The sequence below is a fragment of the Streptomyces luteosporeus genome (genome assembly GCF_039532865.1).
GTDB lineage: Bacteria > Actinomycetota > Actinomycetes > Streptomycetales > Streptomycetaceae > Streptomyces > Streptomyces luteosporeus.
The window spans coordinates 131,541-158,148 of the sequence record NZ_BAAASL010000011.1; the positions used below are offsets into that span (position 1 = coordinate 131,541).

General features: G+C 76.9%; 1 protein-coding gene (running past one end of the window). It reads left to right on the forward strand.

The window, feature by feature from the left end; all coding sequences use genetic code 11:
* Nucleotides 1-26,608 carry the 5' portion of a type I polyketide synthase gene (locus tag ABD361_RS16830; protein WP_344436130.1) on the forward strand. It continues 1,766 nt past the right edge of the window, so the window shows 26,608 of its 28,374 coding nt (coding positions 1-26,608); its start codon is at nt 1-3; the stop codon falls past the right edge of the window.

The window sequence follows — 26,608 nt, forward strand, 5'->3', positions numbered from 1 at the left end:
ATGGACAAGGAACAGAAGCTCCGGGACTACCTCAAGCGGGCCAGCGCCGACCTCAAGCGCTCGCGGCAGAAGGTGAGCGAACTGGAGGCGGCCGCCCGCGAGCCCATCGCGATCGTGGGCATGAGCTGCCGCTTCCCCGGCGGTGTGGGCAGCCCCGAGGAGCTCTGGACCCTGCTTCGCGAAGGCCGGGACGGCATCACGGGATTCCCCGCCGACCGCGGCTGGGAACAGCTCACCGACGGCGAGGAGTTCGCCGGCGGATTCCTGCACGACGCCGCCCGCTTCGACGCCGCCTTCTTCGGCATCTCCCCCCGCGAGGCCCTGGCCATGGACCCCCAGCAGCGCGTGCTGCTGGAGACCTCCTGGGAGGCGTTCGAGCGGGCCGGCATCGATCCGGCCGGCGTGCGCGGCAGCAGGACCGGCGTCTTCGTCGGCGCCATGCCGCAGGACTACCGCATCGGCCCCGACGACGACGTCCAGGGCTTCACCCTGACCGGCAACGCGACCAGCATCCTCTCCGGCCGCCTGTCCTACTTCTACGGCGCCGTCGGCCCCGCCGTCACCGTCGACACCGCCTGCTCCTCCTCGCTGGTGGCCCTGCACCTGGCCGCCCACGCGCTGCGCCAGGGCGAGTGCTCGCTGGCGCTGGCGGCGGGCGTGACGGTGATGTCCAGCCCCACCACCTTCATCGAGTTCGCCCGCCAGGGCGGGCTCGCCGCCGACGGGCGCTGCCGCTCCTTCGCCGACTCCGCCGCCGGCACCGGCTGGTCGGAGGGCGTGGGCGTGCTCGTCCTGGAGCGGCTGTCCGACGCCCGGCGCAACGGCCACCGGATCCTCGCCGTCGTCCGCGGCTCCGCCGTCAACCAGGACGGCGCCTCCAACGGCCTGACCGCCCCCAACGGCCCCTCCCAGCAGCGCGTCATCGAACAGGCCCTGGTCAACGCCCGCCTGTCCGCCGACGAGATCGACGTCGTCGAGGCCCACGGCACCGGCACCACCCTCGGCGACCCCGTCGAGGCCCAGGCCCTGCTGGCCACCTACGGCCGGGGCCGCGCCGAGGACCGGCCGCTGCTGCTCGGCTCGGTCAAGTCCAACATCAGCCACACCCAGGCCGCCGCCGGCATGGCCGGCGTCATCAAGATGGTGCTCGCCCTGCAGCACCAAGTGCTGCCGCGCACCCTGCACGTCGACGCCCCCTCCACCCACGTCGACTGGTCCTCCGGAGCAGTGCGCCTGCTCACCGAGGAGCAGCCCTGGGCGCAGGGCGAACGGCCCCGCCGGGCCGGCGTGTCCTCCTTCGGCCTGAGCGGCACCAACGCCCACACCATCATCGAGGAGGCCCCGCCCGCCCCCGCCGAGGACGAGCCCGGCGCGGCGGTGCCCGCCGGCGTCCTGCCCTGGCCGCTGTCCGGCCGCACCCGCGAGGCCCTGCGCGCCCAGGCCGCACGCCTGGCCGACCACCTCGACGCCCACCCGGCCGATGCCGCCGGCATCGCCCACGCCCTGGCCACCACCCGCTCCGGCCTCGAACACCGCGCCGTGATCACCGCCGCCAGTGGCACCGAGGCCACCGCGGCGCTGCGCGCCCTGGCCGCCGGCGAGCCCGGCGCGTACGTCCACGGCAGCGCCGCCGGCCGCACCAGGCTGGCCCTGCTCTTCGCCGGCCAGGGCTCCCAGCGCGCCGCCGCCGGCCGCGAGCTCTACGCCCGCTTCCCCGTCTTCGCCCAGGCCTTCGACGAGGCCGCAGCCCACCTCGACCCCGGCCTCGACACGCCGCTCAAGGACGTGCTCTTCGCCGACGAGGACGCGCCCGAGGCGGCCCTGCTGCAGCAGACCGGATACGCCCAACCCGCCCTCTTCGCCCTCGAAGTGGCGCTGTTCCGCCTCGTGACCTCCTGGGGCGTCAAGCCCGACCACCTCGCCGGCCACTCCGTCGGCGAGATCGCCGCCGCCCACGCCGCCGGCGTGTTCTCCCTCGCCGACGCCGCCACCCTCGTCCTCGCCCGCGCCCGGCTGATGCAGGCGCTGCCCGCCGGCGGCGCGATGGTCGCCGTCGAGGCGACCGAGGCCGAAATCCTGCCGCACCTGACCGAGGACGTCTCCCTCGCGGCCGTCAACGGCCCCACGGCGGTCGTGATCTCCGGCGCCGAGGACGCCGTCGTGGCGCTCGCCGCCCGCTTCGCGGCCGACGGCCGCCGCACCGGCCGGCTGCAGGTCTCCCACGCCTTCCACTCCTCCCTCATGGACCCCGTGCTGGAGGAGTTCCGCGCCGTCGTCGCCGGCCTCGACGCCCAGGCCCCGGCCATCCCCCTCGTCTCGACCCTCACCGGCACCCTCGCCACCGTCGAACAGCTCACCTCCGCCGGCTACTGGGCCGACCACGCCCGCCACGCCGTCCGCTTCGCCGACGCCCTCGCCTGGCTCGCCGGCCACGGCACCACCACCTTCCTCGAACTCGGCCCGGACGCCGTCCTCAGCGCCCTGACGCGCACCTGCCTGGAGGACGCCGCCGACGCCGCCGATGTCGCTGCCGTCCCCCTGCTGCGCGCCGGCCGCCCCGAGGCGGACAGCGCCACCGCCGCCTTGGCCCAGCTGTACGTGCGCGGCGTGCCCGTGCAGTGGCAGCCGTACTTCGCCGGCACCGGCGTGCGCCCCTGCGACCCGGCCGCCCTGCCCACGTACCCCTTCCAGCGACGCCACTACTGGCCCAAGGGCCTCACCCACGGCGGCGACGTGCGCGCCGCCGGGCTCGGTGCGGCCGGCCACCCGCTGCTGGCCGCGGCCGTGTCCATCGCCAACTCCGACGGCCTGCTGCTCACCGGCCGCCTCTCCCGCCGCACCCATCCCTGGCTCGCCGAGCACACCGTCGACGGCACCGTCCTGCTGCCCGGCACCGCCTTCGTCGAACTGGCCGTGCGCGCCGGCGACGAGGCCGGCTGCGAGCGCATCGAGGACCTCACCCTCGCCGCCCCCCTCGTCCTGCCCGAGCAGGGCGGCGTCCAGGTGCAGGTGTGGGTCGGCAGCCCCGACGGCACCGGCCGCCGCGAAGTGAGCCTGCACTCCCGCCCCGAGGGCGACGAGGAACTGCCCTGGACCCAGCACGCCACCGGCACCCTCGCCCCCGGCGAGCACCGCGCCGCCCCCGGCGCCACCGCCGACCCCACCGCCTGGCCGCCCGCCGGCGCCGAGGCCCTGGACCTCGACGGCTTCTACGAGCGCCTCGCCACCGCCGGATACGCCTACGGCCCCCTCTTCCGGGGCCTGCGCGGCGCCTGGCGCACCGGCGAGGACACCCTCCTCGCCGAGGTGACCCTACCGCAGGAGGCCGGCGCCGACGCCTGCGCCTTCGGCATCCACCCCGCCCTCCTCGACGCCGCCCTGCACTCCTGCGCCCTGCTGGGCGTCGCCGGCGTGCCCTTTGCCTGGCAGGACGTCTCCCTCCACGCCACCGGCGCCACCACCGTCCGCATCGCCCTCACCCGCACCGGCGACGACGCGGTCACCCTGGCCGTCGCCGACACCACCGGCGCCCCCGTCGCCTCCGTCGGCACCCTCGTGCTGCGCGCCCTGCCCGGCACCGCGACCGCCGGCGACCCGCTCGTGCGCGACGCGCTGTTCGAACTGCGCTGGACCCCCGCGCGCGAGAGCGCCACCCGTACCCGGCCCGCCGACGTCGCCGTCCTCGGCCCCGACCCCCTCGGCCTCGCCGCCACCCTCGGGGCACCCACCCTCGCCACCCTCGACGGCGACACCCCCGACCTCGTCCTCGTACCGCTCGCCGGGGACGGCGACGACGCCGCAGCTTCGGCCCGCACCCTGGCCACCGGGGCCCTCGCCCACCTGCAGGCCTGGCTCGGCCGGGAACGCCCCGCCGACGCCCGGCTCGTGTTCGTCACCCGCGGCGCGGTCACCGCCGGCGGCCGTGCCCCGACCGACCCCGCGGCCGCCGCCGCATGGGGCCTGGTGCGCTCCGCACAGAGCGAACACCCCGGCCGCTTCCGGCTGCTGGACCTCGACCCCGCCGACCCCACCACGCCCCCGCCCGCGGCGGCGCTGACCACCGACGAGCCCCAGACCGCCGTCCGCGGCACCACCCTGCTCGCCGCACGCCTGGCCCGCGCCACCGCCCCGCTCCCCACCGACGCCCCCGCCTGGAACCCCGACGGCACCGTCCTGCTCACCGGCGGCACCGGCCAGCTCGGCAGCGCCCTGGCCCGGCACCTGGTCGCCGAGCACGGCGTACGCCACCTGCTGCTGGCCGGCCGCAGGGGCACCGACGCGCCCGGAGCCGACGCCCTCGTCACCGAACTCGCCCCGCTCGGCGCCCACGTCACCATCGCAGCCTGCGACCTCGCCGACCGCGCCGCCGTCGACCGCCTCCTGGCCGCCGTGCCCGCAGCCCACCCGCTCACCGCCGTCGTGCACGCCGCCGGCGTCCTCGACGACGGCGTCGTGGAGGCCCTGACCCCCGACCGGCTCGCCGCCGTCCTGCGGCCCAAGGCCGACGCCGTCTGGCACCTGCACGAGGCCACCCGCGAGGCCGGCCTCGCCGCCTTCGTCGTCCTGTCCTCCTTCTCCGGCACCGTCGGCGCCCCCGGCCAGGGCAACTACGCCGCCGCCAACGCCTTCCTCGACGCCCTCGCCGCCCACCGGCACGCCGCCGGCCTGCCCGCCCTCTCCCTCGGCTGGGGCCCCTGGGCACCCGCCGGCGCCGGCATGACCGGCGCCATGGGCGACGACGCGCTGGAGCGCCTGGCCCGCCGGGGCACGCCCGCCCTCACCGAGGAGCAGGGCCTCGCCCTCTTCGACGCCGCCCTCGCCGCCCGCACCCCCGTCCTGCTGCCCGTGCGCCTGGACCTGTCCGTCCTGCGCCTGCAGGGCGAGGTGCCCCCGCTGCTGCGCGGCCTGATCCGCACGCCGGTGCGCCGCACCGCCGTCTCCGGCACCGAGACCGCCGTGGGCCTCGCCCAGCGCCTGGCCCGCCTGGAGGCGCCCGAGCGCCTGCGCTTCGTGACCGACCTCGTCCGCGCCCAGGTCGCCGCCGTCCTCGGCCACACCGACCCCACCGAGATCGACCCGGCCCGCCCCTTCCAGGACCTGGGCTTCGACTCGCTGACCGCCGTCGAGATGCGCAACCGCATCGGCACCGTCACCGGCCTGCGCACCCCGGCCACCCTCGTCTTCGACCACCCCAACGTCACCGCCCTGGCCACCCACCTCCTCGGCGAACTCACGGGCGCCGAGGCCGACGGCCCGGCCCCCGCCCCGCGCGCCGCCGCCGACGACCGGGACCCCGTCGTCATCGTCGGCATGAGCTGCCGCTACCCCGGCGGCGTCGCCTCCCCGGAGGACCTGTGGCGCCTGGTGGCCGAGGGCACCGACGCCATCACCGGCCTGCCCGCCGACCGCGGCTGGGACCTGGAGAACCTCTACCACCCCGACCCCGACCACCTGGGCACCACCTACACCCGCTTCGGCGGATTCCTGCACGACGCCGCCGAGTTCGACCCCGCCTTCTTCGGCATGAGCCCGCGCGAGGCCCTGGCCACCGACGCCCAGCAGCGCCTGCTGCTGGAGGCGTCCTGGGAGGCGATCGAGCGCGCCGGCATCGACCCGGTGTCCCTGCGCGGCAGCCAGACCGGCGTGTTCGCCGGCGTGATGTACAACGACTACGCGGCCACCCTCACCGGCGGCCGCTTCGAGGGCCACCAGGGCAGCGGCACCTCGCCCAGCATCGCCTCCGGCCGCGTCGCCTACACCCTGGGCCTGGAGGGCCCGGCCGTCACCGTCGACACCGCCTGCTCCTCCTCGCTGGTCGCCCTGCACTGGGCGATGCACGCCCTGCGGTCGGGGGAGTGCACGCTGGCCCTCGCCGGCGGCGTGACGGTGATGTCGACCCCGACCTCCCTGATCGAGTTCTCCCGCCAGCGCGGCCTGTCCCCGGACGGCCGGTGCAAGGCGTTCTCCGACTCCGCCGACGGCGTCGGCTGGGGCGAGGGCGTGGGCATGCTCGTCCTCGAGCGGCTCTCCGATGCCCGCCGCAACGGTCACCGCGTGCTGGCCGTGGTGCGCGGCTCGGCCGTCAACCAGGACGGCGCGTCCAACGGGCTCACCGCCCCCAACGGCCCGTCCCAGCAGCGGGTGATCCGCCAGGCCCTGGCCGGCGCCGGTCTGTCCACGGCCGACGTCGACGCCGTCGAGGGCCACGGCACGGGCACGACGCTGGGCGACCCGATCGAGGCCCAGGCCCTGCTCGCCACCTACGGCCAGGACCGGCCAGCCGACCGGCCCCTGCTGCTGGGCTCCGTGAAGTCCAACATCGGCCACACCCAGGCCGCCGCCGGCGTTGCCGGCGTCATCAAGATGGTCATGGCGATGCAGCACGAGGCCCTGCCGCCCACCCTGCACGCCGGCCGGCCCTCCCAGCACGTCGACTGGGAGGCCGGGGCCGTCCGCCTGCTCACCGAGGAGACCCCCTGGCCGCGTGCCGGCCGCCCGCGGCGCGCCGGCGTGTCCTCCTTCGGCATCTCCGGCACCAACGCCCACCTCATCCTCGAAGAACCCCCGGCCACCGCCGAGCCGGCCGCCGCGGCCACCGCCCGGCCCGCCGTCGTGCCGTGGGTCCTCTCCGCCAAGAGCCGCTCCGCCCTGCGCGACCAGGCCGCACGCCTGCACGCCTTCGCCGCCGCCCACCCCGCGCTCGACGCGACCGACGCCGGCCTCGCCCTGGCCACCACCCGCTCGGCCTTCGACCAGCGCGCCGTCGTCGTCGGCGACCGCGACGAACTGCTGCGCGCCCTGACCGCCCTCGCCACCGACCGGCCCGACGCCGCACTGGTGGAGGGCGAGAGCGGCCCCGGCACCGGGCTCGCCCTGATGTTCGCCGGCCAGGGCTCCCAGCGCCCCGGCGCCGGCCGCGAACTGTACGCGCGCTTCCCCGTCTTCGCCGAGGCCCTCGACGAGGTCACCGCCGCCCTCGACCCGCTGCTCGGCCGGCCGCTGAAGGAGGTACTGTTCGCCGACGGCAGCAGCCCCGAGGCCGAGCTGCTGCAGCACACCGGCATCACCCAGCCCGCCCTCTTCGCCCTCGAAGTCGCCCTCCACCGGCTGCTGGCCTCCTGGGGCCTGCGCCCGGCCGTCCTGCTCGGCCACTCCGTCGGCGAGATCGCCGCCGCCCACGTCGCCGGCGTGCTCTCCCTGCCCGACGCCGCCCGACTCGTCGCCGCACGCGCCCGCTTGATGCAGGCCCTGCCCTCCGGCGGCGCCATGATCTCCCTGCAGGCCACCGAGGACGAGGTCGCCCCCCTCCTCGCCGGCCGTGAGCACGAGGTCTCCCTCGCCGCCGTCAACGGCCCCACCGCCGTCGTCATCGCCGGCGAGGAGACCGCCACCGAGGAGATCGCCGCCGCCTTCGCCGCACAGGGCCGCAAGACCCGCCGCCTGCGCGTCAGCCACGCCTTCCACTCCCCGCTCATGGACCCCATGCTCGAGGAGTTCCGCCGCGTCGCCGAGACCCTCGCCTACGGGCCCTGCACCATCCCCGTCGTCTCCACCCTCACCGGCCGCACCGCCACCGGGGACGACCTGCGCACCGCCGCGTACTGGGTCGCCCACGCCCGCGGCACCGTCCGCTTCGCCGACGCCGTGCGCACCGCCCGCGCCACCGCGGCCGCCTTCGCCGAACTCGGCCCCGACGGCACCCTCACCGCCCTCGCCCAGGACACCCTGGCCGACGAGCCCGGCACCGGCCTCGTACCGCTGCTGCGCACCGACCGCGACGAGGAACAGGCCGTGGCCACCGCCCTGGCCCGCCTGCACGTGCGCGGCACGCCCGTGGACTGGGCCGCCTACTTCGCGCCCACCGGCGCCCGTACCACCGACCTGGCCCCCCTCCTTCCGACGTACCCGTTCCAGCACGAGCGCTACTGGCCCGACACCGCCCCCGGCCACGCCGCCGCGCCCGCCGCCGACCCGGCCGACGCCGCCCTGTGGGGCGCGGTCGACCGCGGCGACGCCGCCGAGCTCGCCGGCCTGCTCGGCCTGCGCGACGAACAGCACGCCTCCCTCTACGCCCTGCTGCCGGCCCTGTCCTCCTGGCGCCAGCAGCGACAGGAGAAGGCCCTGCTGGACTCCACCCGCTACCGGGTGCGCTGGCAGCCCGTCCGCGCCACCGCCGCCCCCGTCCTGGAGGGCACCTGGCTCCTCGTCACCACCGAGGACCTCGCCGAGGAGACCGAGGAGATCCTCGACGCCCTGCGCGGCCACGGCGCCCGGTTCGAACAGCTCCTCGCCGACGGCACCGACCGCACCGCACTCGCCGAACGGCTCGCACCGTTCCCGCACGCCGCCGGCGTCGTCTCCCTGCTGCCGCTCGCCGACCGGCCCGGCCACGAGCCCGGCAGCGCCCTGCCCACCGGGCTGTCCGCCAGCATCCTGCTGCACCAGGCCCTCGACGACGCGGGCATCACCGCCCCCCTGTGGACGCTGACCCGCGGCGCCGTCACCACCGGCCCCGCCGACCCGCTCACCGCCCCGCTGCAGGCCGCCGCCTGGGGCCTGGGCCGGGTGGCCGCCCTCGAATCCCCGCACCGCCGCGGCGGACTGATCGACCTCCCGCAGACCCTCACCGCCCCCGCCACCCAGCAACTCGCGAGCGCACTCGCCGCCGACGGCGGCGAGGACCAGCTCGCCCTGCGCCCGGGCGGCGCCCTCGCCCGCCGCCTGGTGCGCCACCCGCTCGCCGACCTGCCCCCGGCCGGCGCCTTCACCGCCTCCGGCACCGTCCTGATCACCGGCGGCACCGGCGCCCTCGGCGCCGACGTGGCCCGCTGGCTCGCCCGCAGCGGCGCCGCCCACATCGTCCTCACCGGCCGGCGCGGCCCCGACGCCCCCGGCGCCGCCGACCTCGTCACCGAACTCGAAGCCCTCGGCGCCCGCGTCACTCTCGCCGCCTGCGACGCCGCCGACCGCGAGGCCCTGGCCGCCCTGCTGGCCGGCATCGACGATCTCACCGGCGTCGTCCACGCAGCCGGCGTCGGCCAGGCCACGCCGCTGGCCGCCACCACCCCGGCCGAGGCGGCCGCCACCATGAGCGCCAAACTGCTCGGCGCCGCCCACCTCGACGCCCTCCTGGGCGAGCGCGACCTGGACTTCTTCGTCCTGTTCTCCTCCATCGCCGGTGTATGGGGCAGCGCCGGGCAGAGTGCCTACGGCGCCGCCAACGCCTACCTCGACGCCCTGGCCGAGCACCGCCGCGCCCGCGGCCTGGCCGCCACCTCGCTGGCCTGGGGCCCCTGGGCCGAGGCCGGCATGGCCACCCACGAGGCCGTCGCCGACCGGCTCCAGGCGAGCGGCCTGCGCTTCCTGGCCCCCGCCAACGCCCTGGCCGAACTGCGCCGCGCCGTCGTCCAGCAGGACGTGACGGTCACCGTCGCCGACGTCGACTGGGAGCGCTACCACCCCGTCTTCACCTCCGTACGTCCCACCGCCTTCTTCGACGAACTCCCCGACGTGGCCGCCCTCGCCGCCGGCCGGGACGCCGGCAGCGGCGCCGCACCGGAGTTCGCCGGGCGGCTGCGCGGCCTGGACGACGCCGAGCAGGAGCGCCTGCTGACCGACCTCGTGCGCGCCGAGGCCGCCGTCGTCCTCGGCCACGCCTCCGCCGAGGGCGTCGCCGAGCGGCGGGCCTTCCGCGAGGCCGGCTTCGACTCGCTGACCGCCGTCGAGCTGCGGGGTCGCCTGGCCGACCTCACCGGCCTGGCGCTGCCCGCCACCATGGTCTTCGACCACCCCACCCCCGTCGCCCTGGCCCGCTTCCTGCGCGCCGAACTCCTCGGCGCCGCCGACGGCCCCGCCGCGCCCGCCGCGGCCGCGGCGGGCGGCTTCGACGAGCCCATCGCCATCGTCGGCATGAGCTGCCGCTTCCCCGGCGGCGTGCGCTCCGCCGAGCAGTTCTGGCAGATGGTCGCCGACGGCACCGACGCCATCACCGAATTCCCCACGAGCCGCGGCTGGGACACCGAGGGCCTCTACCACCCCGACCCCGACCACCCCGGCACCAGCTACTCCACCCAGGGCGGATTCCTGCACGACGCGGGCGAGTTCGACGCCGGCTTCTTCGGCATCTCCCCGCGCGAGGCCCTGTCCATGGACCCCCAGCAGCGCCTGCTGCTGGAGACCACCTGGGAGGCGTTCGAACAGGCCGGCATCGACCCGGCCACCGTCCACGGCAGCGCGACGGGCACCTTCATCGGCTCCACCTACCAGGAGTACGGACTCGGCCTCGACGACGGCACCGCCGCCGGCCACGCCGTCACCGGCACCAGCCCCAGCGTCCTGTCCGGCCGCCTGGCCTACCTCTTCGGCCTCCAGGGCCCGGCCGTCACCGTCGACACCGCCTGCTCCTCCTCCCTGGTCGCCCTGCACCTGGCCTGCCAGTCCCTGCGCAACGGCGAATCCGCCCTGGCCCTCGCCGGCGGCGCCACCGTCATGACCACCCCCGCGCCCTTCATCGCCTTCAGCAAGCAGCGCGCCCTGGCCGGCGACGGCCGCTGCAAGGCCTTCTCCGACGGCGCCGACGGCATGACCCTCGCCGAGGGCGTCGGCATCCTCGTCCTCGAACGCCTTTCCGACGCCCGCCGCAACGGCCACCAGATCCTCGCCGTCGTCCGCGGCTCCGCCATCAACCAGGACGGCGCCTCCAACGGCCTGACCGCCCCCAACGGCCCCGCCCAGCAGCGCGTCATCCGCCAGGCCCTCGCCAACGCCGGCCTGCAGCCGGGCGACGTCGACGCCGTCGAGGCCCACGGCACCGGCACCGCCCTCGGCGACCCCATCGAGGCCCAGGCCCTGCACGCCACCTACGGCAAGGACCGCGACCCCGGGCGGCCCCTGCTGCTCGGCTCCGTGAAGTCCAACATCGGCCACACCCAGTCGGCCGCCGGCGTCGCCGGCGTCATCAAGATGGTCATGGCCCTGCGCCACGGCACCCTGCCGCGCACCCTCCACGCCACCACCCCCTCCTCGCACGTCGACTGGAGCCCCGGCACCGTCGCCCTGCTGCACGAGGACACCGACTGGGCCCCCGGCGAGCGGCCCCGCCGCTGCGCCGTCTCCTCCTTCGGCATCAGCGGCACCAACGCCCACGCCGTCCTGGAGGAGGCCCCCAGCACCGAGCCGGCCCCGGCCCCCGCCGCGGCGCCCCCGGCCACCGTGCCGTGGGTGCTCTCCGCCCGTACGCCCGGCGCCCTGCGGGCCCGGGCCGCGGACCTGGCCGACCACCTGCGCACCGCCGGCGACGTCCGCGCCCTGGACGTCGCCCACACCCTGATCACCGCCCGCACCCTCTTCGACCACCGCGCCGTCGTCCTCGTCAGCGGCGACGAGCCGCAGCCCGAGGGCCTGGCGGCCCTCGCCGAGGGCCGCTCCGCGCCCGGCCTCGTCCAGGGCACCGCCGACATCAACGGCAAGACCGCCTTCGTCTTCCCCGGCCAGGGCTCCCAGTGGGCCGGCATGGGCGCCCGGCTGCTCGCCGAGTCGCCCGTCTTCGCCGAGCGCATCGCCGAGTGCGCCGCCGCCCTCGCCCCGTACACCGACTGGTCCCTGACCGACGTCCTGCGGCAGACCGAGGGGGCGCCCGGCCTGGAGCGCGTCGACGTCGTCCAGCCCGCCTCCTGGGCCGTCATGGTCTCCCTCGCCGCCCTGTGGCGCGCCCACGGTGTCACCCCCGACGCCGTCGTCGGCCACTCCCAGGGCGAGATCGCCGCGGCCGTCGTCGCCGGCGCGCTGTCCCTGCAGGACGGTGCCCGCGTCGTGGCCCTGCGCAGCCGGGCCATCGGCCGCGTCCTGGCCGGATCCGGCGGCATGCTCTCCGTCCCCCTGCCCGTCGACGAGGTGCGCGAGCGCCTGGCCGCCCACGGCGAGGGCCTGGCCGTCGCCGCCGTCAACGGCCCCCGCTCCGTCGTCGTCTCCGGGCCCGTGGCACCGCTGGACGCCCTGCAGGCCGCGCTCGTCGCCCAGGACGTGCGCGCCAAGCGCATCCCCGTCGACTACGGCTCCCACTCCGCCCAGGTAGAGCTGCTGCACGACGAGCTCCTCGCCGACCTCGCCCCACTCGACCCGCGCCCGGCCCAGGTGCCCTTCCTGTCCACCGTCACCGGCGAACTCCTCGACGGCGACACCCTGCTGGACGCCGCCTACTGGTACCGCAACCTGCGGCAGACGGTGGAGTTCGAACCGGCCGTACGCACCCTGCTCGCCACCGGGCACCGGGCGTTCGTCGAGGTCAGCTCCCACCCCGTGCTCACCATGGCCGTCCAGGAGACCGCCGAGACCGCCGGCACTCCCGTCGCCGCCCTCGGCACCCTGCGCCGCGAACAGGACGGCACCGACCGCTTCCTCGCCTCCCTCGCCGAAGCCTTCGTCCGCGGCGTGCGCACCGGCCTCGCCCACCTCCTCGACGGCACCGGCGCCCGCCCCGTCGCGCTGCCCACCTACCCCTTCCAGCGCGAACACCTGTGGGCCGTCCCCGCGCAGCGCAGCGCCACCACCGACGGCGAGGCGGCCGACGGCGACTTCTGGGCCGCCGTCGAGGACGAGGACGTCGACGCCCTCGCCTCGCGGCTGCACCTCGACGGCGCCGCCCTGGCCCCCGTCCTGCCCGCCCTGGCGCAGTGGCGCAAGCGCCGCCGCGAGGAGTCCGCCGTCGACTCCTGGCGCTACCGCGCCACCTGGAAGCCCCTGACCGGCCTGCCCGCCGCCACCCTGACCGGCACCTGGCTGCTCGTCACCACCGACGCCACCGGTGGCACCGTCGCCGGTGACGTCACCGAGGCCCTGACCGCCCACGGCGCCCACGTCCACCCGCTCGTCCTCGACGACGCCTGCCTGGACCGAGCCGTCCTCGCCGAGCGCCTGGCGGCCCTCGACCTCGCCGACGCCCCCGCGGGCGTGGTCTCCCTCCTCGCCGACGACGAGAGCACCTGCGCGAGCCACCCGGCCCTGACCCGCGGCCTCGCCCTGAGCGTCGCCCTGATCCAGGCACTCGGCGACACCGGCACCGACGCACCCCTGTGGGCCCTGACCCGCGGCGCGGTGGCCACCGGGCGCGCCGACCGGCCCACCCGCCCCGGCCAGGCCCAGCTCCACGGCCTGACCTGGACCGCCGCCCTCGAACACCCCCAGCGTGTCGGCGGCGTCGTCGACCTGCCCGAACACCTCGACCGCCGGGCCGGCGAACGCCTGGCCGCCGTCCTGACCGGCGGCACCGGCGAGGACCAGCTCGCCGTGCGCCCCTCCGGCGTCCTCGCCCGCCGCATCGTGCGCGCCGCGGCCGCCCGCACCGGCTCCGCCGGCACCTGGACCCCGCGCGGCACCACGCTCATCACCGGCGGCACCGGCACCCTCGCCCCGCACCTGGCCCGCTGGCTCGCCCGGCAGGGTGCGCAGCACATCGTGCTCGTCAGCCGCCGCGGCGCCGACGCCCCCGGCGCAGGCGACCTCGTCACCGAACTCGCCGAGCTCGGCTGCACCGCCGTCCACGCCGCCTGCGACCTGACCGACCGCGACGCCCTCGCCGCCCTGCTGACCGGTCTGAAGGCCGACGGGCACACCGTGCGCACCGTCGTGCACACCGCCGCCGTCATCGAGCTCGCCACCCTGGAGGAGACGAGCCTGGAGGCCTTCGCCAAGGTCATGGGCGCCAAGGTCACCGGCGCCCGCCACCTCGACGAACTCCTCGACGAACTCCTGGACGAGGACGAGCTCGACGCCTTCGTCCTCTACTCCTCCACCGCCGGCATGTGGGGCAGCGGCCGCCACGCCGCCTACGTCGCCGGCAACGCCTACCTCAACGCGCTTGCCGAGCACCGCCGCGCCCGCGGCGCCCGCGCCACCTCGATCTCCTGGGGCATCTGGGCGGACGACCTCAAGCTCGGCCGCGTCGACCCCGGCGCCATCCGCCGCAGCGGCCTGGTCTTCATGGACCCGCAGGCCGCCCTGACCGGCCTGCGCCAGGCCCTCGACGACCAGGAGGCGGTGCTGTCGGTCGCCGACGTCGACTGGGAGCGCTACCACCCCGTCTTCACCTCCGGCCGCCCCACCCGCCTCTTCGAGGACGTCCCCGACGTCGCCCGCCTGGAGCAGGAGAACGCCGCGGGCACCGGCTCCGACAGCGAGTTCGCCGCCCGTCTCGCCGCCCTGCCCGCCGTCGAGCAGGAACGCGTCCTGCTCGACCTCGTCCGCGGCGAGGCCGCCGCCGTCCTGGGCCACGCCTCGCCCGACGTCCTCGCCGGGCAGCGCGCCTTCCGCGAAGTCGGCTTCGACTCGCTGACCGCCGTCGACCTGCGCAACCGCCTGTCGAACGTCACCGGGCTCGCCCTGCCGAGCACCATGGTCTTCGACTACCCCAACCCGCTCGCCCTCGTCGCCTACCTGCGCGAGCTCGTCGCCGGCACCGACAACGACGCCCCCACCGCCCACACCGGCGCCGCGGCCGACGACGACCCCATCGTCATCGTCGGCATGAGCTGCCGCTACCCCGGCGGCATCGGCTCCCCCGAGCAGCTGTGGGACCTCGTCGCCGCAGGCGGCGACGCCATCGGCGAGTTCCCCGCCGACCGCGGCTGGGACACCGAGGGCCTGTACGACCCCGACCCGGACGCCCCCGGCCGCACCTACTCCACCCGCGGCGGCTTCCTGCACGACGTCGCCGACTTCGACGCCGCCTTCTTCGGCATCTCCCCGCGCGAGGCCCTCGCCATGGACCCCCAGCAGCGCCTGCTGCTGGAGACCGCCTGGGAGGCGATGGAACGCGCCGGCATCGACCCCGCCACCCTGCGCGGCTCCCGCACCGGCACCTTCATCGGCGCCAGCTACCAGGACTACTCCACCGGCCCCGCCACCCCCGAGGGCAACGAGGGCCACCTGATCACCGGCACCATCTCCAGCGTCCTGTCCGGCCGGCTGTCCTACACCTTCGGCTTCGAAGGCCCCGCCGTCACCCTCGACACCGCCTGCTCCTCCTCCCTGGTCGCCCTGCACCTGGCCTGCCAGTCGCTGCGCAACGGCGAATCCGCCCTCGCCCTCGCCGGCGGCGTGTCCGTCATGGCCACCCCCAGCGCCTTCGTCGGCTTCAGCCGCCAGCGCGCCATGGCCGCCGACGGACGCTGCAAGGCGTACGCCGAGGCCGCCGACGGCATGAGCCTGGCCGAAGGCGTCGGCCTGGTCCTGCTGGAGCGCCTGTCCGACGCCCGCCGCAACGGCCACCAGATCCTCGCCGTCGTCCGCGGCTCCGCCGTCAATCAGGACGGCGCCTCCAACGGGCTCACCGCCCCCAACGGCCCCTCCCAGCAGCGCGTCATCCGCCAGGCCCTGGCCAACGCGGGCGTCACCGCCGCCGACGTGGACGTCGTCGACGGCCACGGCACCGGCACGAAGCTCGGCGACCCCATCGAGGCGCAGGCCCTGCTCGCCACCTACGGCCAGGACCGGCCCGCCGAACAGCCCCTGCTGCTCGGCTCCGTGAAGTCCAACATCGGCCACACCCAGATGGCCTCCGGCGTCGCCAGCGTCATCAAGATGGTCATGGCCATGCGCCACGGCACCGTCCCGCGCACCCTGCACGTCGACCGGCCCTCCAGCCACGTCGACTGGGCCTCCGGCGCCATCCGGCTGCTGACCGAGGAACAGCCCTGGCCCGAGACCGGCCGCCCGCGCCGCGCCGGCGTGTCCTCCTTCGGCCTGAGCGGCACCAACGTCCACACCGTCCTCGAACTCCCGGCCGACGCCGAGGAGACCGCGGCCGCCGGGACCACCGGGCAGCCGCCCGCCGCCGTACCGCTCGTCCTGTCCGCCCGCACCGACGACGCCCTGCGCGAGCAGGCGGCCCGACTGCTGGACCTGGTACGCCGGCACCCCGACCTGCCGCCCGCCGACCTGGCCCGCTCCCTGGCCACCACCCGCGCGGCCCTCGACCACCGCGCCGCCGTCGTCACCGCCGACCACGACACCCTCGTACGGGCGCTGGCGGCCCTGCACACCGGCACCCCCGACGCCGCCCTGCTCACCGGCCGCCCCGCCGGTGGCCGCCTGGCCTTCCTCTTCACCGGCCAGGGCAGCCAGCGCCCGGGCATGGGCCGGGAGCTCTACGAGCAGTACCCCGTCTACGCCGAGGCCCTCGACGCCGTCCTCGCCCGCTTCGACCTCGCCCTCGACCTCCCCCTGCGCGAGGTGATGGCCGAGGGCGGGGAGCTGCTGGACGACACCGCCCACACCCAGCCCGCCCTCTTCGCCCACGAAGTGGCCCTCTACCGGCTCGCCGAATCGTGGGGCCTGAAGCCCGACTACCTCGCCGGGCACTCCATCGGCGAGTACGCCGCTGCCCACGTCGCCGGCGTGCTCTCCCTGGAGGACGCCTGCACCCTCGTCGCCGCCCGCGGCCGCCTCATGGCCGCCCTGCCGCGCGGCGGGGCCATGGTCGCCGTCCAGGCGACCGAGGAGGAGGTCCTGCCCCTGCTGGAGGGCCGCCGGGAGGAAGCCGGCATCGCCGCCGTCAACGCCCCCGGCTCCGTCGTGCTCGCCGGCGACGAGGACACCGTCCTCGCCGTCGCCGCGCACTTCGCCGACCAGGGCCGGCGCACCCGGCGCCTGACGGTCAGCCACGCCTTCCACTCGCCCCGCATGGACGCCATGCTCGACGACTTCGCCCGCGTCGCCGCCGGCGTCGCCTACCGCGAGCCCGTCGTCCCCATCGTCTCCACCGTCACCGGCACCCTCGCCGGCCCCGGCGAACTCACCACCCCCGCCTACTGGACCCGCCAGGTCCGCGCCACCGTGCGCTTCGCCGACGCCGTACGCCACCTCGCCGACCACGGCGTGACCACCTTCCTCGAACTCGGCCCCGACGCCGTGCTGACGGGCACCGTCGGCGAGAGCGCCGGCGAGGAGGCGGCGCCCGTCGTCGCCGTCCCCGTCCAGCGCCGCGACCAGGACGAGGCGCAGGCCGCCATGGCGGCCCTGGCCCGGCTGTACGTCCACGGCGGCGTACGCCCCGACTGGGCGGCCGTCTTCGCCGGCACCGGCACCCGCCGCGTCGAACTGCCCACCTACCCCTTCCAGCGCCGCCGCTACTGGCCCGAGACCCCGGCCGGCGCCCCGGCGGCCCAGGCCCCGGCCGACGCCGCCGACGCCGAGTTCTGGTCCGCCGTCGAACGCCGGGACCTGCCCGCCCTGGGCGCCTCCCTGGACCTCGACGACGCCACGCTCACCACCGTCGTGCCCGCCCTGTCCTCCTGGCGCCGCCGGCGCCGCACGGAGACCGCCGCGGCCGACTGGCGCTACCGCATCACGTGGAAGCCGCTGACGGGCCTGCCCTCCGCGACCCCGGCCGGCACCTGGCTGGTGCTCACCCCCGCCGGCCTCACCGGCCCCGACCGGGCCTGGTCGGAGACGGTCGCCGGCGCCCTGGGCGCCGAAACGGTCCGCATCGAGGTCGCCGCCCACGACCGCGAGCAGCTCGCCGCCCACCTGCGCGAGGTGCCGGCCGGCATCAGCGGCGTACTGTCCCTGCTGGCCCTGGACGAGACCACGAGCCCGGTTGCGGGCCCGACCGCCGCCGACGTGCCCTGCGGGCTGCTGCTCACCCTTGCCGCCGTCCAGGCCCTCGGCGATGCCGGGATCGACGCGCCGCTGTGGTGCGCCACCCGCGCCGCCGTGTCCGTCGGGCGCGCCGAGGCCGGCGCCTCGCCGCTCCAGGCCGCCGTCTGGGGGCTGGGCCGCGTCGTCGGCCTCGAACACCCCGAGCGCTTCGGCGGGCTCGTCGACCTGCCCGCCGACCCCGACGACGCCACCCTGCGCCGCTTCACCGCCGTCCTGGCCGCGGCGGGGGAGGAGAACCAGCTGGCGCTCCGCGGCACCGCCGTCTACGCCCGGCGCCTGGCCCACCACCCCGTACCGGCGCGCCCGGCCCGCCCGTACACGCCCACCGGCACCGTGCTCGTCACCGGCGGCACCGGCGCCCTGGGCGGCCACGTCGCCCGCTGGCTCGCCGAGCACGGCGCCGAGCACCTGCTGCTCGTCAGCCGCAGCGGCCCCGACGCCCCCGGGGCCGGCGAACTGCGCGCCGAACTGGCCGCACTGGGCACCGAGGCCACCTTCGCCGCCTGCGACGTCGCCGACCGCGACGCGCTGGCCGCCGTCCTGGCCGCCGTGCCCGAGGACCGCCCGCTCACCGCCGTCTTCCACACCGCCGGCACCGTCGACGACGGCGTCGTCGACGCCCTGACGCCGCAGCAGTTCGCGGCCGTCCTGCGTGCCAAGGTCACCGCCACGCGCGTCCTGCACGAGCTGACGCAGGGCCACGACCTGGCCGCGTTCGTCCTGTTCTCCTCCACCGCCGGCACCCTCGGCGCTCCCGGCCAGGGCAACTACGCCGCCGCCAACGCCTTCCTCGACGCCTTCGCCGCCCACCGCCGCGCCCTCGGCCTGCCCGCCACCGCGCTCGCGTGGGGCCCCTGGGCCGAGGCCGGCATGGCCGGGGCGGCCGGGGTCGACACCCGCGTGCGGCGCGGCGGCTTCACCCCCATGGCCCCCGCCACCGCCCTGACCGCACTGCGCCACGCCCTCGAACACGACGACACCGCCCTGACCGTCGCGGACGTCGACTGGGAGCGGTACGCCGCCGTCTTCGCCCGCTCCCGCCCGAACCCCCTCGTCGCCGACCTGCCCGAGCTGCGCCGGCCCGCCGCACCGCAGGCCGCCACCGCGCACGCCCCGCAGTCCGGCGACGCGGCCGGGGCGCTGCGCGCGCAGCTCGCCGGCCTCGCCGAGTCCGCCCGGCCCCGCTTCGTCCTGGACCTGCTGCGCGGCCACGTCGCCGCCGTCCTCGGCCACTCCGGCGGCGAGAGTGTCGGCGCCGACCAGCCCTTCACCGACCTCGGCTTCGACTCCCTGACCATCGTCGAACTGCGCAACAGCCTCACCGCCACCACCGGCCTGCGCCTGCCGGCGACCCTCGTCTACGACTACCCGACCCCCCTCGCCCTCGCCGGCTTCCTGCTCGCCGAACTGCTCGGCACGCTGCCCGAGACGGCCGCGCCCGCCCCGGCCGCCGCGACCGGCACCGCCGACGACCCCGTCGTCGTGGTCGGCATGAGCTGCCGCTTCCCCGGCGGCATCGCCTCCCCCGAGGACCTCTGGCAGCTGCTCGCCCGCGGCGAGGACGCCATCGGCGCCTTCCCCGCCGACCGCGGCTGGGACCTGGAGCACCTCGCCCGTGGCGGATCGGCCACCCTCGAAGGCGGCTTCCTCGACGGCGTCGGCCTCTTCGACGCCACCTTCTTCGGCATCTCGCCGCGCGAGGCCCTGGCGATGGACCCGCAGCAGCGCCTGCTGCTGGAGACCACGTGGGAGGTCTTCGAACGCGCCGGCATCGACCCCACCTCGCTGCGCGGCTCCCGCACCGGCGTCTTCGTCGGCACCAACGGCCAGGACTACGCCACCGTGCTGCGCACCGGCACCGCCGACGTGCGCGGCCACGTCGCCACCGGCACCACCGCCAGCGTCATGTCGGGCCGCCTGTCGTACACCCTGGGCCTGGAGGGCCCCGCGGTGACCGTCGACACCGCCTGCTCCTCGTCCCTGGTGGCCCTGCACATGGCGGCCGCCTCCCTGCGCTCCGGCGAGTGCTCGCTCGCGCTCGCCGGCGGCGTGTCCGTCATGTCCAGCCCGGACGCCTTCGCCGAGTTCACCGCGCAGGGCGGCCTGGCCCCCGACGGCCGCTGCAAGGCCTTCTCGGACACCGCCGACGGCACCAGCTGGTCGGAGGGCGTGGGCGTGCTCGTCCTGGAGCGCCTGTCGGACGCGCGCCGCAACGGCCACGAGGTCCTCGCGGTGATCCGCGGCTCGGCCGTCAACCAGGACGGCGCCTCCAATGGCCTGACCGCGCCCAACGGGCGCGCCCAGCAGCGCGTCATCCGCCAGGCCCTGGCCGACGGCGGCCTGCGGCCCGCCGACGTCGACGCCGTCGAGGCGCACGGCACCGGCACCACCCTGGGCGACCCCATCGAGGCCCACGCCCTGATGGCCGCCTACGGGCAGGACCGCGAGGCCGGACGGCCGCTGCTGCTCGGCGCGGTGAAGTCCAACCTCGGCCACACGCAGGCCGCCGCCGGCGTCGCCGGCGTCATCAAGATGATCCTGGCCATGCGCCGGGGCGTCGTGCCGCGCACCCTGCACGCCGAGACCCCCTCCTCGCACGTCGACTGGTCGGCGGGCGCCGTCGCGCTCGTCACCGAGGAGCGGTCCTGGCCGGCGACCGACCGCCCGCGCCGGGCCGGCGTCTCCGCGTTCGGCGTGAGCGGCACCAACGCCCACGTCATCGTCGAACAGGCCCCCGATGCGCCCGGGGCACCGGACGCCTCCCGCCCCGCACCGGCCGCCGTGCCGTGGGTCCTCTCCGCGAAGACCGAGGCCGCGCTGGCCGCCCAGACCGAGCGCGTCACCGCGCTGACCGGCGCGTCCCCGCTGGACGTGGGCCACTCCCTGGCCACGGGCCGGGCGGCCTTCGCCCACCGCGCCGTCCTGCTCGCCGACGGCGAGCGGACCACCGAACTCGCCCGCGGCATCGCCCGGGAGATCCCCGGCGGACCGGCGGTGCTCTTCTCCGGCCAGGGCGCGCAGCGCGCCGGCGCGGGCCGGGAGCTGTACGAGCGGCACCCGGTCTTCGCCGCGGCCCTGGACGAGGTCACGGCCCACCTCGACCCCGAACTGACCCGGCCCCTGCGGCAGGTGATGAACGGCGAGATCGAAGGCCTCGACGAGACGGGCTTCACCCAGCCCGCCCTGTTCGCCCTCGAAGTGGCCCTGTTCCGGCTGGTGGAGTCCTGGGGCGTCACCCCCGGCTTCGTGGCCGGCCACTCGGTCGGTGAGATCGCCGCGGCCCACGTCGCCGGTGTGCTGTCTCTCGACGACGCCTGCACCCTGGTCGCCGCCCGGGCGCGGCTGATGGACGCGCTGCCCGCCGGCGGTGCCATGGTCGCCGTCCAGGCGACCGAGGAGGAGATGACCGCCCGCCTCGTCGAGGGAGTGTCCCTCGCCGCCGTCAACGGCCCCGCCTCCGTGGTGATCTCCGGTGAGGAGTCCGCCGTCCTGCGGGCCGCCGAGGGGCTGAAGTCCCGGCGCCTGAAGGTCAGTCACGCCTTCCACTCGGCGCTGATGGAACCGATGCTCGACGGCTTCCGGCAGGTGGCCGAGCAGCTGACGTACGCCGCCCCGCGGATCCCGCTCGTCTCCAACGTCACCGGCGGCCTCGCCGACGCCGGCCTGGTCTGCTCGCCCGACTACTGGGTGCGGCACGTGCGCGAGACCGTCCGCTTCGCCGACGGCATCCGCACCCTCGCCGCCGAAGGCGCCACCGCCTTCCTCGAACTGGGCCCCGACGGTACCCTCACCGCCCTCGCCCAACTCACCCTCGACCCCGAGCAGCAGCCGGTCGCCGTCCCCGCCCTGCGCAAGGACCGCGACGAGGACACCGCCCTGCTCACCGCCCTCGCCCACCTGCACGTCGTCGGTGTCGGCGTCGACTGGGCCGCCTGGTACGCCGGTACGGGCGCGCGGCGCACCGACCTGCCCACCTACCCCTTCCAGCGCGAGTGGTACTGGCCGGAGAAGGCCCCCGCCACCACCGCCGGCACCGACCCCGCCGACGCGGACTTCTGGGCCGCGGTCGAGCGCGCGGACACCCCCGCCCTGGCCGACGCCCTCGGCCTCGACGACACCTCCCTGTCGGCGCTCGTACCCGCCCTGTCCGCCTGGCGCCGCAAGCGCACCGCCCAGGCCGACGCCGACCACCTGCGCTACACCGTCACCTGGAAGCCCCTGACCGGCACGCCCGCCGCCGCACCGGCCGGCACCTGGCTGGCCCTGGTCCCCGCCGGCACCGCCGGCGACCCGTGGACGGCCGCCGTCACCGGCGCCCTCGGCACCGGCGCCGTGCTCGTCGAGACCGACCCCGCCGACACGGCGGCCCTCGCCGAGCGCCTGACGGCTCTCGCCGAGGACCACGGCGCCTTCACCGGCGTCCTCTCCCTGCTCGCCACCGGCGGCACCCTCGACGGCCCGGCCCGCCCCGACGTCGCCGTCCGCACCCTGGCCGACGCCGGCATCGACGCGCCCCTGTGGTGCCTGACCCGCGGCGGCGTCTCCACCGGCCGCGGCGAACCGGTCGCCGACCCCGCCCAGGCCGCCGTCTGGGGCCTGGGCCGCGTCACCGGCCTCGAACACCCCGACCGCTGGGGCGGCCTGATCGACGTACCCGCCACCGTGGACCGGCGCACCGCCGACCGGCTCCGCGCGGTCCTGGCCGGCACCACCGGCGAGGACCAGGTGGCACTGCGCCCCTCCGGCACCTTCGCCCGCCGACTCGTGCGCGCCGCCGCCGACGCGCGGACCGCGCCCTGGCAGCCCACCGGCACCGTGCTCGTCACCGGCGACGTCACCGGCTTCGCCGGCCACGTCGCCCGCTGGCTCGCCCGCGGCGGGGCCGGGCACGTCCTGCTGGCCGGCGCCACCGCGCCCGCCGATGCGCAAGTGGCCGCCCTGCGGACGGACCTCGCCGCGCTCGGCACCGAACTGACCCTGCTGACCTGCCCCCTCACCGACCGCGAACCCCTCGTCGCCGCCCTCGCGGCGCTCCCCGTCGACCTGCCGCTGACCGCAGTGCTGCATACCGGTGAGAACACCGCCGCACACGACCCGGTTGCCGTGCGCGAGGACGTCGAGGCCCTGGACGCCGCGCTGGCCGCGGCCCTGGGCGAGGAGCACACGCTGGACGCCTACGTTCTGTTCTCCTCCATCGCCGCCGTCTGGGGCGTCAGCGGCCAGGGCGCAGGCGCCGCCGCGGGCGCCTGGCTGGACGCCCACGCGCTGCAGCTCCGCGCCGCGGGCACCCCCGCCCTGAGCGTGGCGTGGGCCGCCTGGGCGGACACCGCCCCCGACGGCCTGAGCGCCCACCTGCGGGCCAACGGCCTGCCGCCGCTGGAGGCCGAACGGGCGCTCGCCGCCCTCGCCCGGTCCCTGGGCACCGGCCAGGCGGCGGTGACGGTGGCCGACGTCGTGTGGGACCGCTTCGCACCGGCCTTCACCCGTACCCGCCCCAGCCGGCTGTTCGCCGAACTGCCCGAGGCCCACCGGGCCCTCGCCGACGCCCCGGAGGGCGGCGAGGCCACGGCCGGCACGGCCGCGGCCCTGCGCGAGCGCCTGCGGCCGCTCGCGGCCGCCGGGCAGGCCGAGGCCCTGCTGGAGATCGTCCGCACCGAGGCGGCCACCGTCCTCGGCTTCCCCGACGCCCACGCCGTGCCCGCGCACCTGGCCTTCCGCGACCTCGGCTTCGACTCGCTGACCGCCGTCGACCTGCGCAACCGGCTCGCCGCCGCCACCGGCCTGACCCTGCCGGCCACCCTGGTGTTCGACTACCCCACGGCCGAGGGCCTCGCCGCCCACCTGCGGGCCGAACTCCTCGGCGACACCGGCCCCGAGCACGCCACGCCCGTCCCGCACGCCGCGGCCACCTCCGACGACCCCGTCGTCATCGTCGGCATGAGCTGCCGCTACCCGGGCGGCGTCCGCTCGCCCGAGGACCTGTGGGAGCTGGTGACGGCCGGAACCGACGCCATCGGCGCCTTCCCCGCCGACCGCGGCTGGGACCTCGCACGGCTGCGCAGCGGCGACCGCGACGGCCGCGGCCGCAGCGTCACCGGGGAGGGCGGCTTCCTCTACGACGTCGCCGACTTCGACCCCGGCTTCTTCGGCATCTCCCCGCGCGAGGCCATGGTCATGGACCCGCAGCAGCGCCTGGTCCTGGAGGCCGCCTGGGAGGCACTGGAGCGCACCGGCGTCGACCCGGCCGCCCTGCGCGGCGGCGACACCGGCGTCTTCGTCGGCGGCGGCACCGGCGACTACCGGCCCGAGGCCGGCCAGCTCGGCCACGCCCAGACCGCCCAGTCGGCCAGCCTCCTCTCCGGCCGCCTGTCCTACACCTTCGGCCTCGAAGGCCCCTCGGTCAGCGTCGACACCGCCTGCTCCTCCTCACTGGTGGCACTGCACCTGGCCGCCCAGGCCCTGCGCGCGGGGGAGTGCTCCCTCGCCCTCGCGGGCGGTGTGACGGTGATGTCCACGCCGGTGAACTTCGTCGAGTTCGGCGAGATGGGCGCCCTGTCCCCGGACGGCCGCTGCAAGGCGTTCTCCGACGCCGCCGACGGCACCGGCTGGTCGGAGGGCGTGGGCATGCTCGTCCTCGAACGTCTCTCCGACGCGCGCCGCAACGGCCACCAGGTCCTCGCCGTCCTGCGCGGCTCGGCCGTCAACCAGGACGGCGCCTCCAACGGCCTGACCGCCCCCAACGGGCCCTCCCAGCGCCGCGTCATCCGCCGGGCCCTGGCCACCGCCGGCCTGCAGCCGGCGGACGTGGACGCCGTCGAGGCGCACGGCACCGGCACCACGCTCGGCGACCCCATCGAGGCGCAGGCCCTGCTGGCCACCTACGGCCAGGACCGGCCCGCCGAACGGCCCCTGCTGCTCGGCTCGCTGAAGTCCAACATCGGCCACACCCAGGCCGCCGCCGGCGTCGCGGGCGTCATCAAGATGATCCAGGCGATGCGGCACGGCGTCCTGCCCCGTACGCTGCACGCCGACCGGCCCTCGCAGCACGTCGACTGGAGCGCCGGCGCCGTGCGCCTGCTCACCGAGCGCACCGAGTGGCCCGCGACCGACCGCCCGCGCCGGGCCGGCATCTCCGCCTTCGGCGCCAGCGGCACCAACGCCCACGTCATCATCGAACAGCCCGGCACCGGCGAACACCCCGCCGAGCAGCCCGCACTGCCCGCCTCCGCCGAGCCGGTGACCGTGCCCGTACCGCTGTCGGCCGCCACGCCGGAGGCCCTGCGCGCCCAGGCCGCCCGCCTGTACGCCCACGCGGCCGCCCGCCCCGAGCTGACCGCCGCCGACCTCACCCTGTCGCTGGCCACCACCCGCTCGGCCTTCGAGCACCGGGCGGCCGTCGTCACCGGCGACCGCGACGAACTGCTGCAGGGCCTCGAGGCGCTCGCCGAGGGGCGCGGCGCGCCCCACGTCGTCCAGGGCCGGGCCGCCGCACGCGGCGGGAAGCTGGCGTTCCTCTTCTCCGGCCAGGGCTCGCAACGCCCCGGCACGGGACGACAGCTGTACGCCCGGCAGCCGGTCTTCGCCGAGGCCCTCGACGCGGTGACCGCGCACTTCGACCCCGAGCTGGAACGACCGCTGCGCGAGGTGATGTTCGACGGCAGTGCGGACGCCGGGGCGCTGCTGGACGACACCGGGTACACCCAGCCGGCGCTGTTCGCCCTCGAAGTGGCCCTCTTCCGCCTCGCCGAGTCCGCCGGGCTGCGCCCGGACTTCGTCGCCGGCCACTCGATCGGCGAGATCGCGGCCGCCCACGTCGCCGGGGTGCTGTCCCTGGAGGACGCCTGCCGCCTCGTCGCCGCCCGGGCCCGGCTGATGCGGGCGCTGCCCGCCGGCGGCGCCATGGCCGCCCTGCAGGCCACCGAGGCCGAGGTCCTCGCCGCCCTCACCGAGGGCGTCGACATCGCCGCCGTCAACGGCCCGCAGTCCGTGGTCGTCTCCGGCGACGAGGACGCCGTCCTCGCCCTCGCCGCGGCGTTCGCCGCGGACGGCCGCAAGACTAGGCGTTTGCGGGTCAGCCATGCATTTCACTCGCTGCACATGGACGCCATTCTCGAGGACTTCCGGCGCGTGGCCGGCAGCGTGACCTACGCCGCCCCCACGATCCCCGTCGTGTCCAACGTCACCGGCGACGTGGCGACCGAGGACGAGCTGCGCAGCCCCGAGTACTGGGTGCGCCACGTCCGCGAGGCCGTCCGCTTCGGCGCCGGCATCGCCGCCCTCGCCGGCCGCGGCGTGACCGCCTTCGCCGAACTCGGCCCCGACGGCGTGCTGTGCGCCCTCGCCCGGGAGACCCTCGACGCCGACGGCTCGACGGCACCGGCGATCCCGGTCCTGCGCAAGGACCGCGACGAGCAGACGTCCCTGATGACCGCCCTCGCCCGGTTCCACGTCGACGGCGCCCCCCTGCGCTGGGAGGCCCTGGCCGGCCCCGCCGCCCGCCGGGTGGACCTGCCCACCTACCCCTTCCAGCACCAGCGGTTCTGGCCCGACCACCGGCCCGCCCCCACTCCCGCCGCCACCGGTGGCCGGGACGAGGGCTTCTGGACCGCCGTACGCGACCAGGACCTCACCGCCCTCGAAGCCACCCTCGACGTCGACGGCGAGGCCCTCGCCAAGGTCCTGCCCGCCCTCGCCGACTGGCGCCGCCGCAGCAGCGACCGGGCCACGATCGACGGCTGGCGGCAGCAGATCACCTGGAAGCCGCTGCCGGCGACCGGGCCCGCCCGCCCGGCCGGCACCTGGCTCGCCGTCCTCCCGGACGGCCACGCCGACGCCCCCTGGGCCGCCGACGCCCTGCGCCCGCTGGGCGACGGTGCCGTACGCCTGAACGTGGCCGCCGGCACCGGGCGCGCCGAACTCGCCGCGGCCCTGCGCGAACACGCCGCCGCCCACG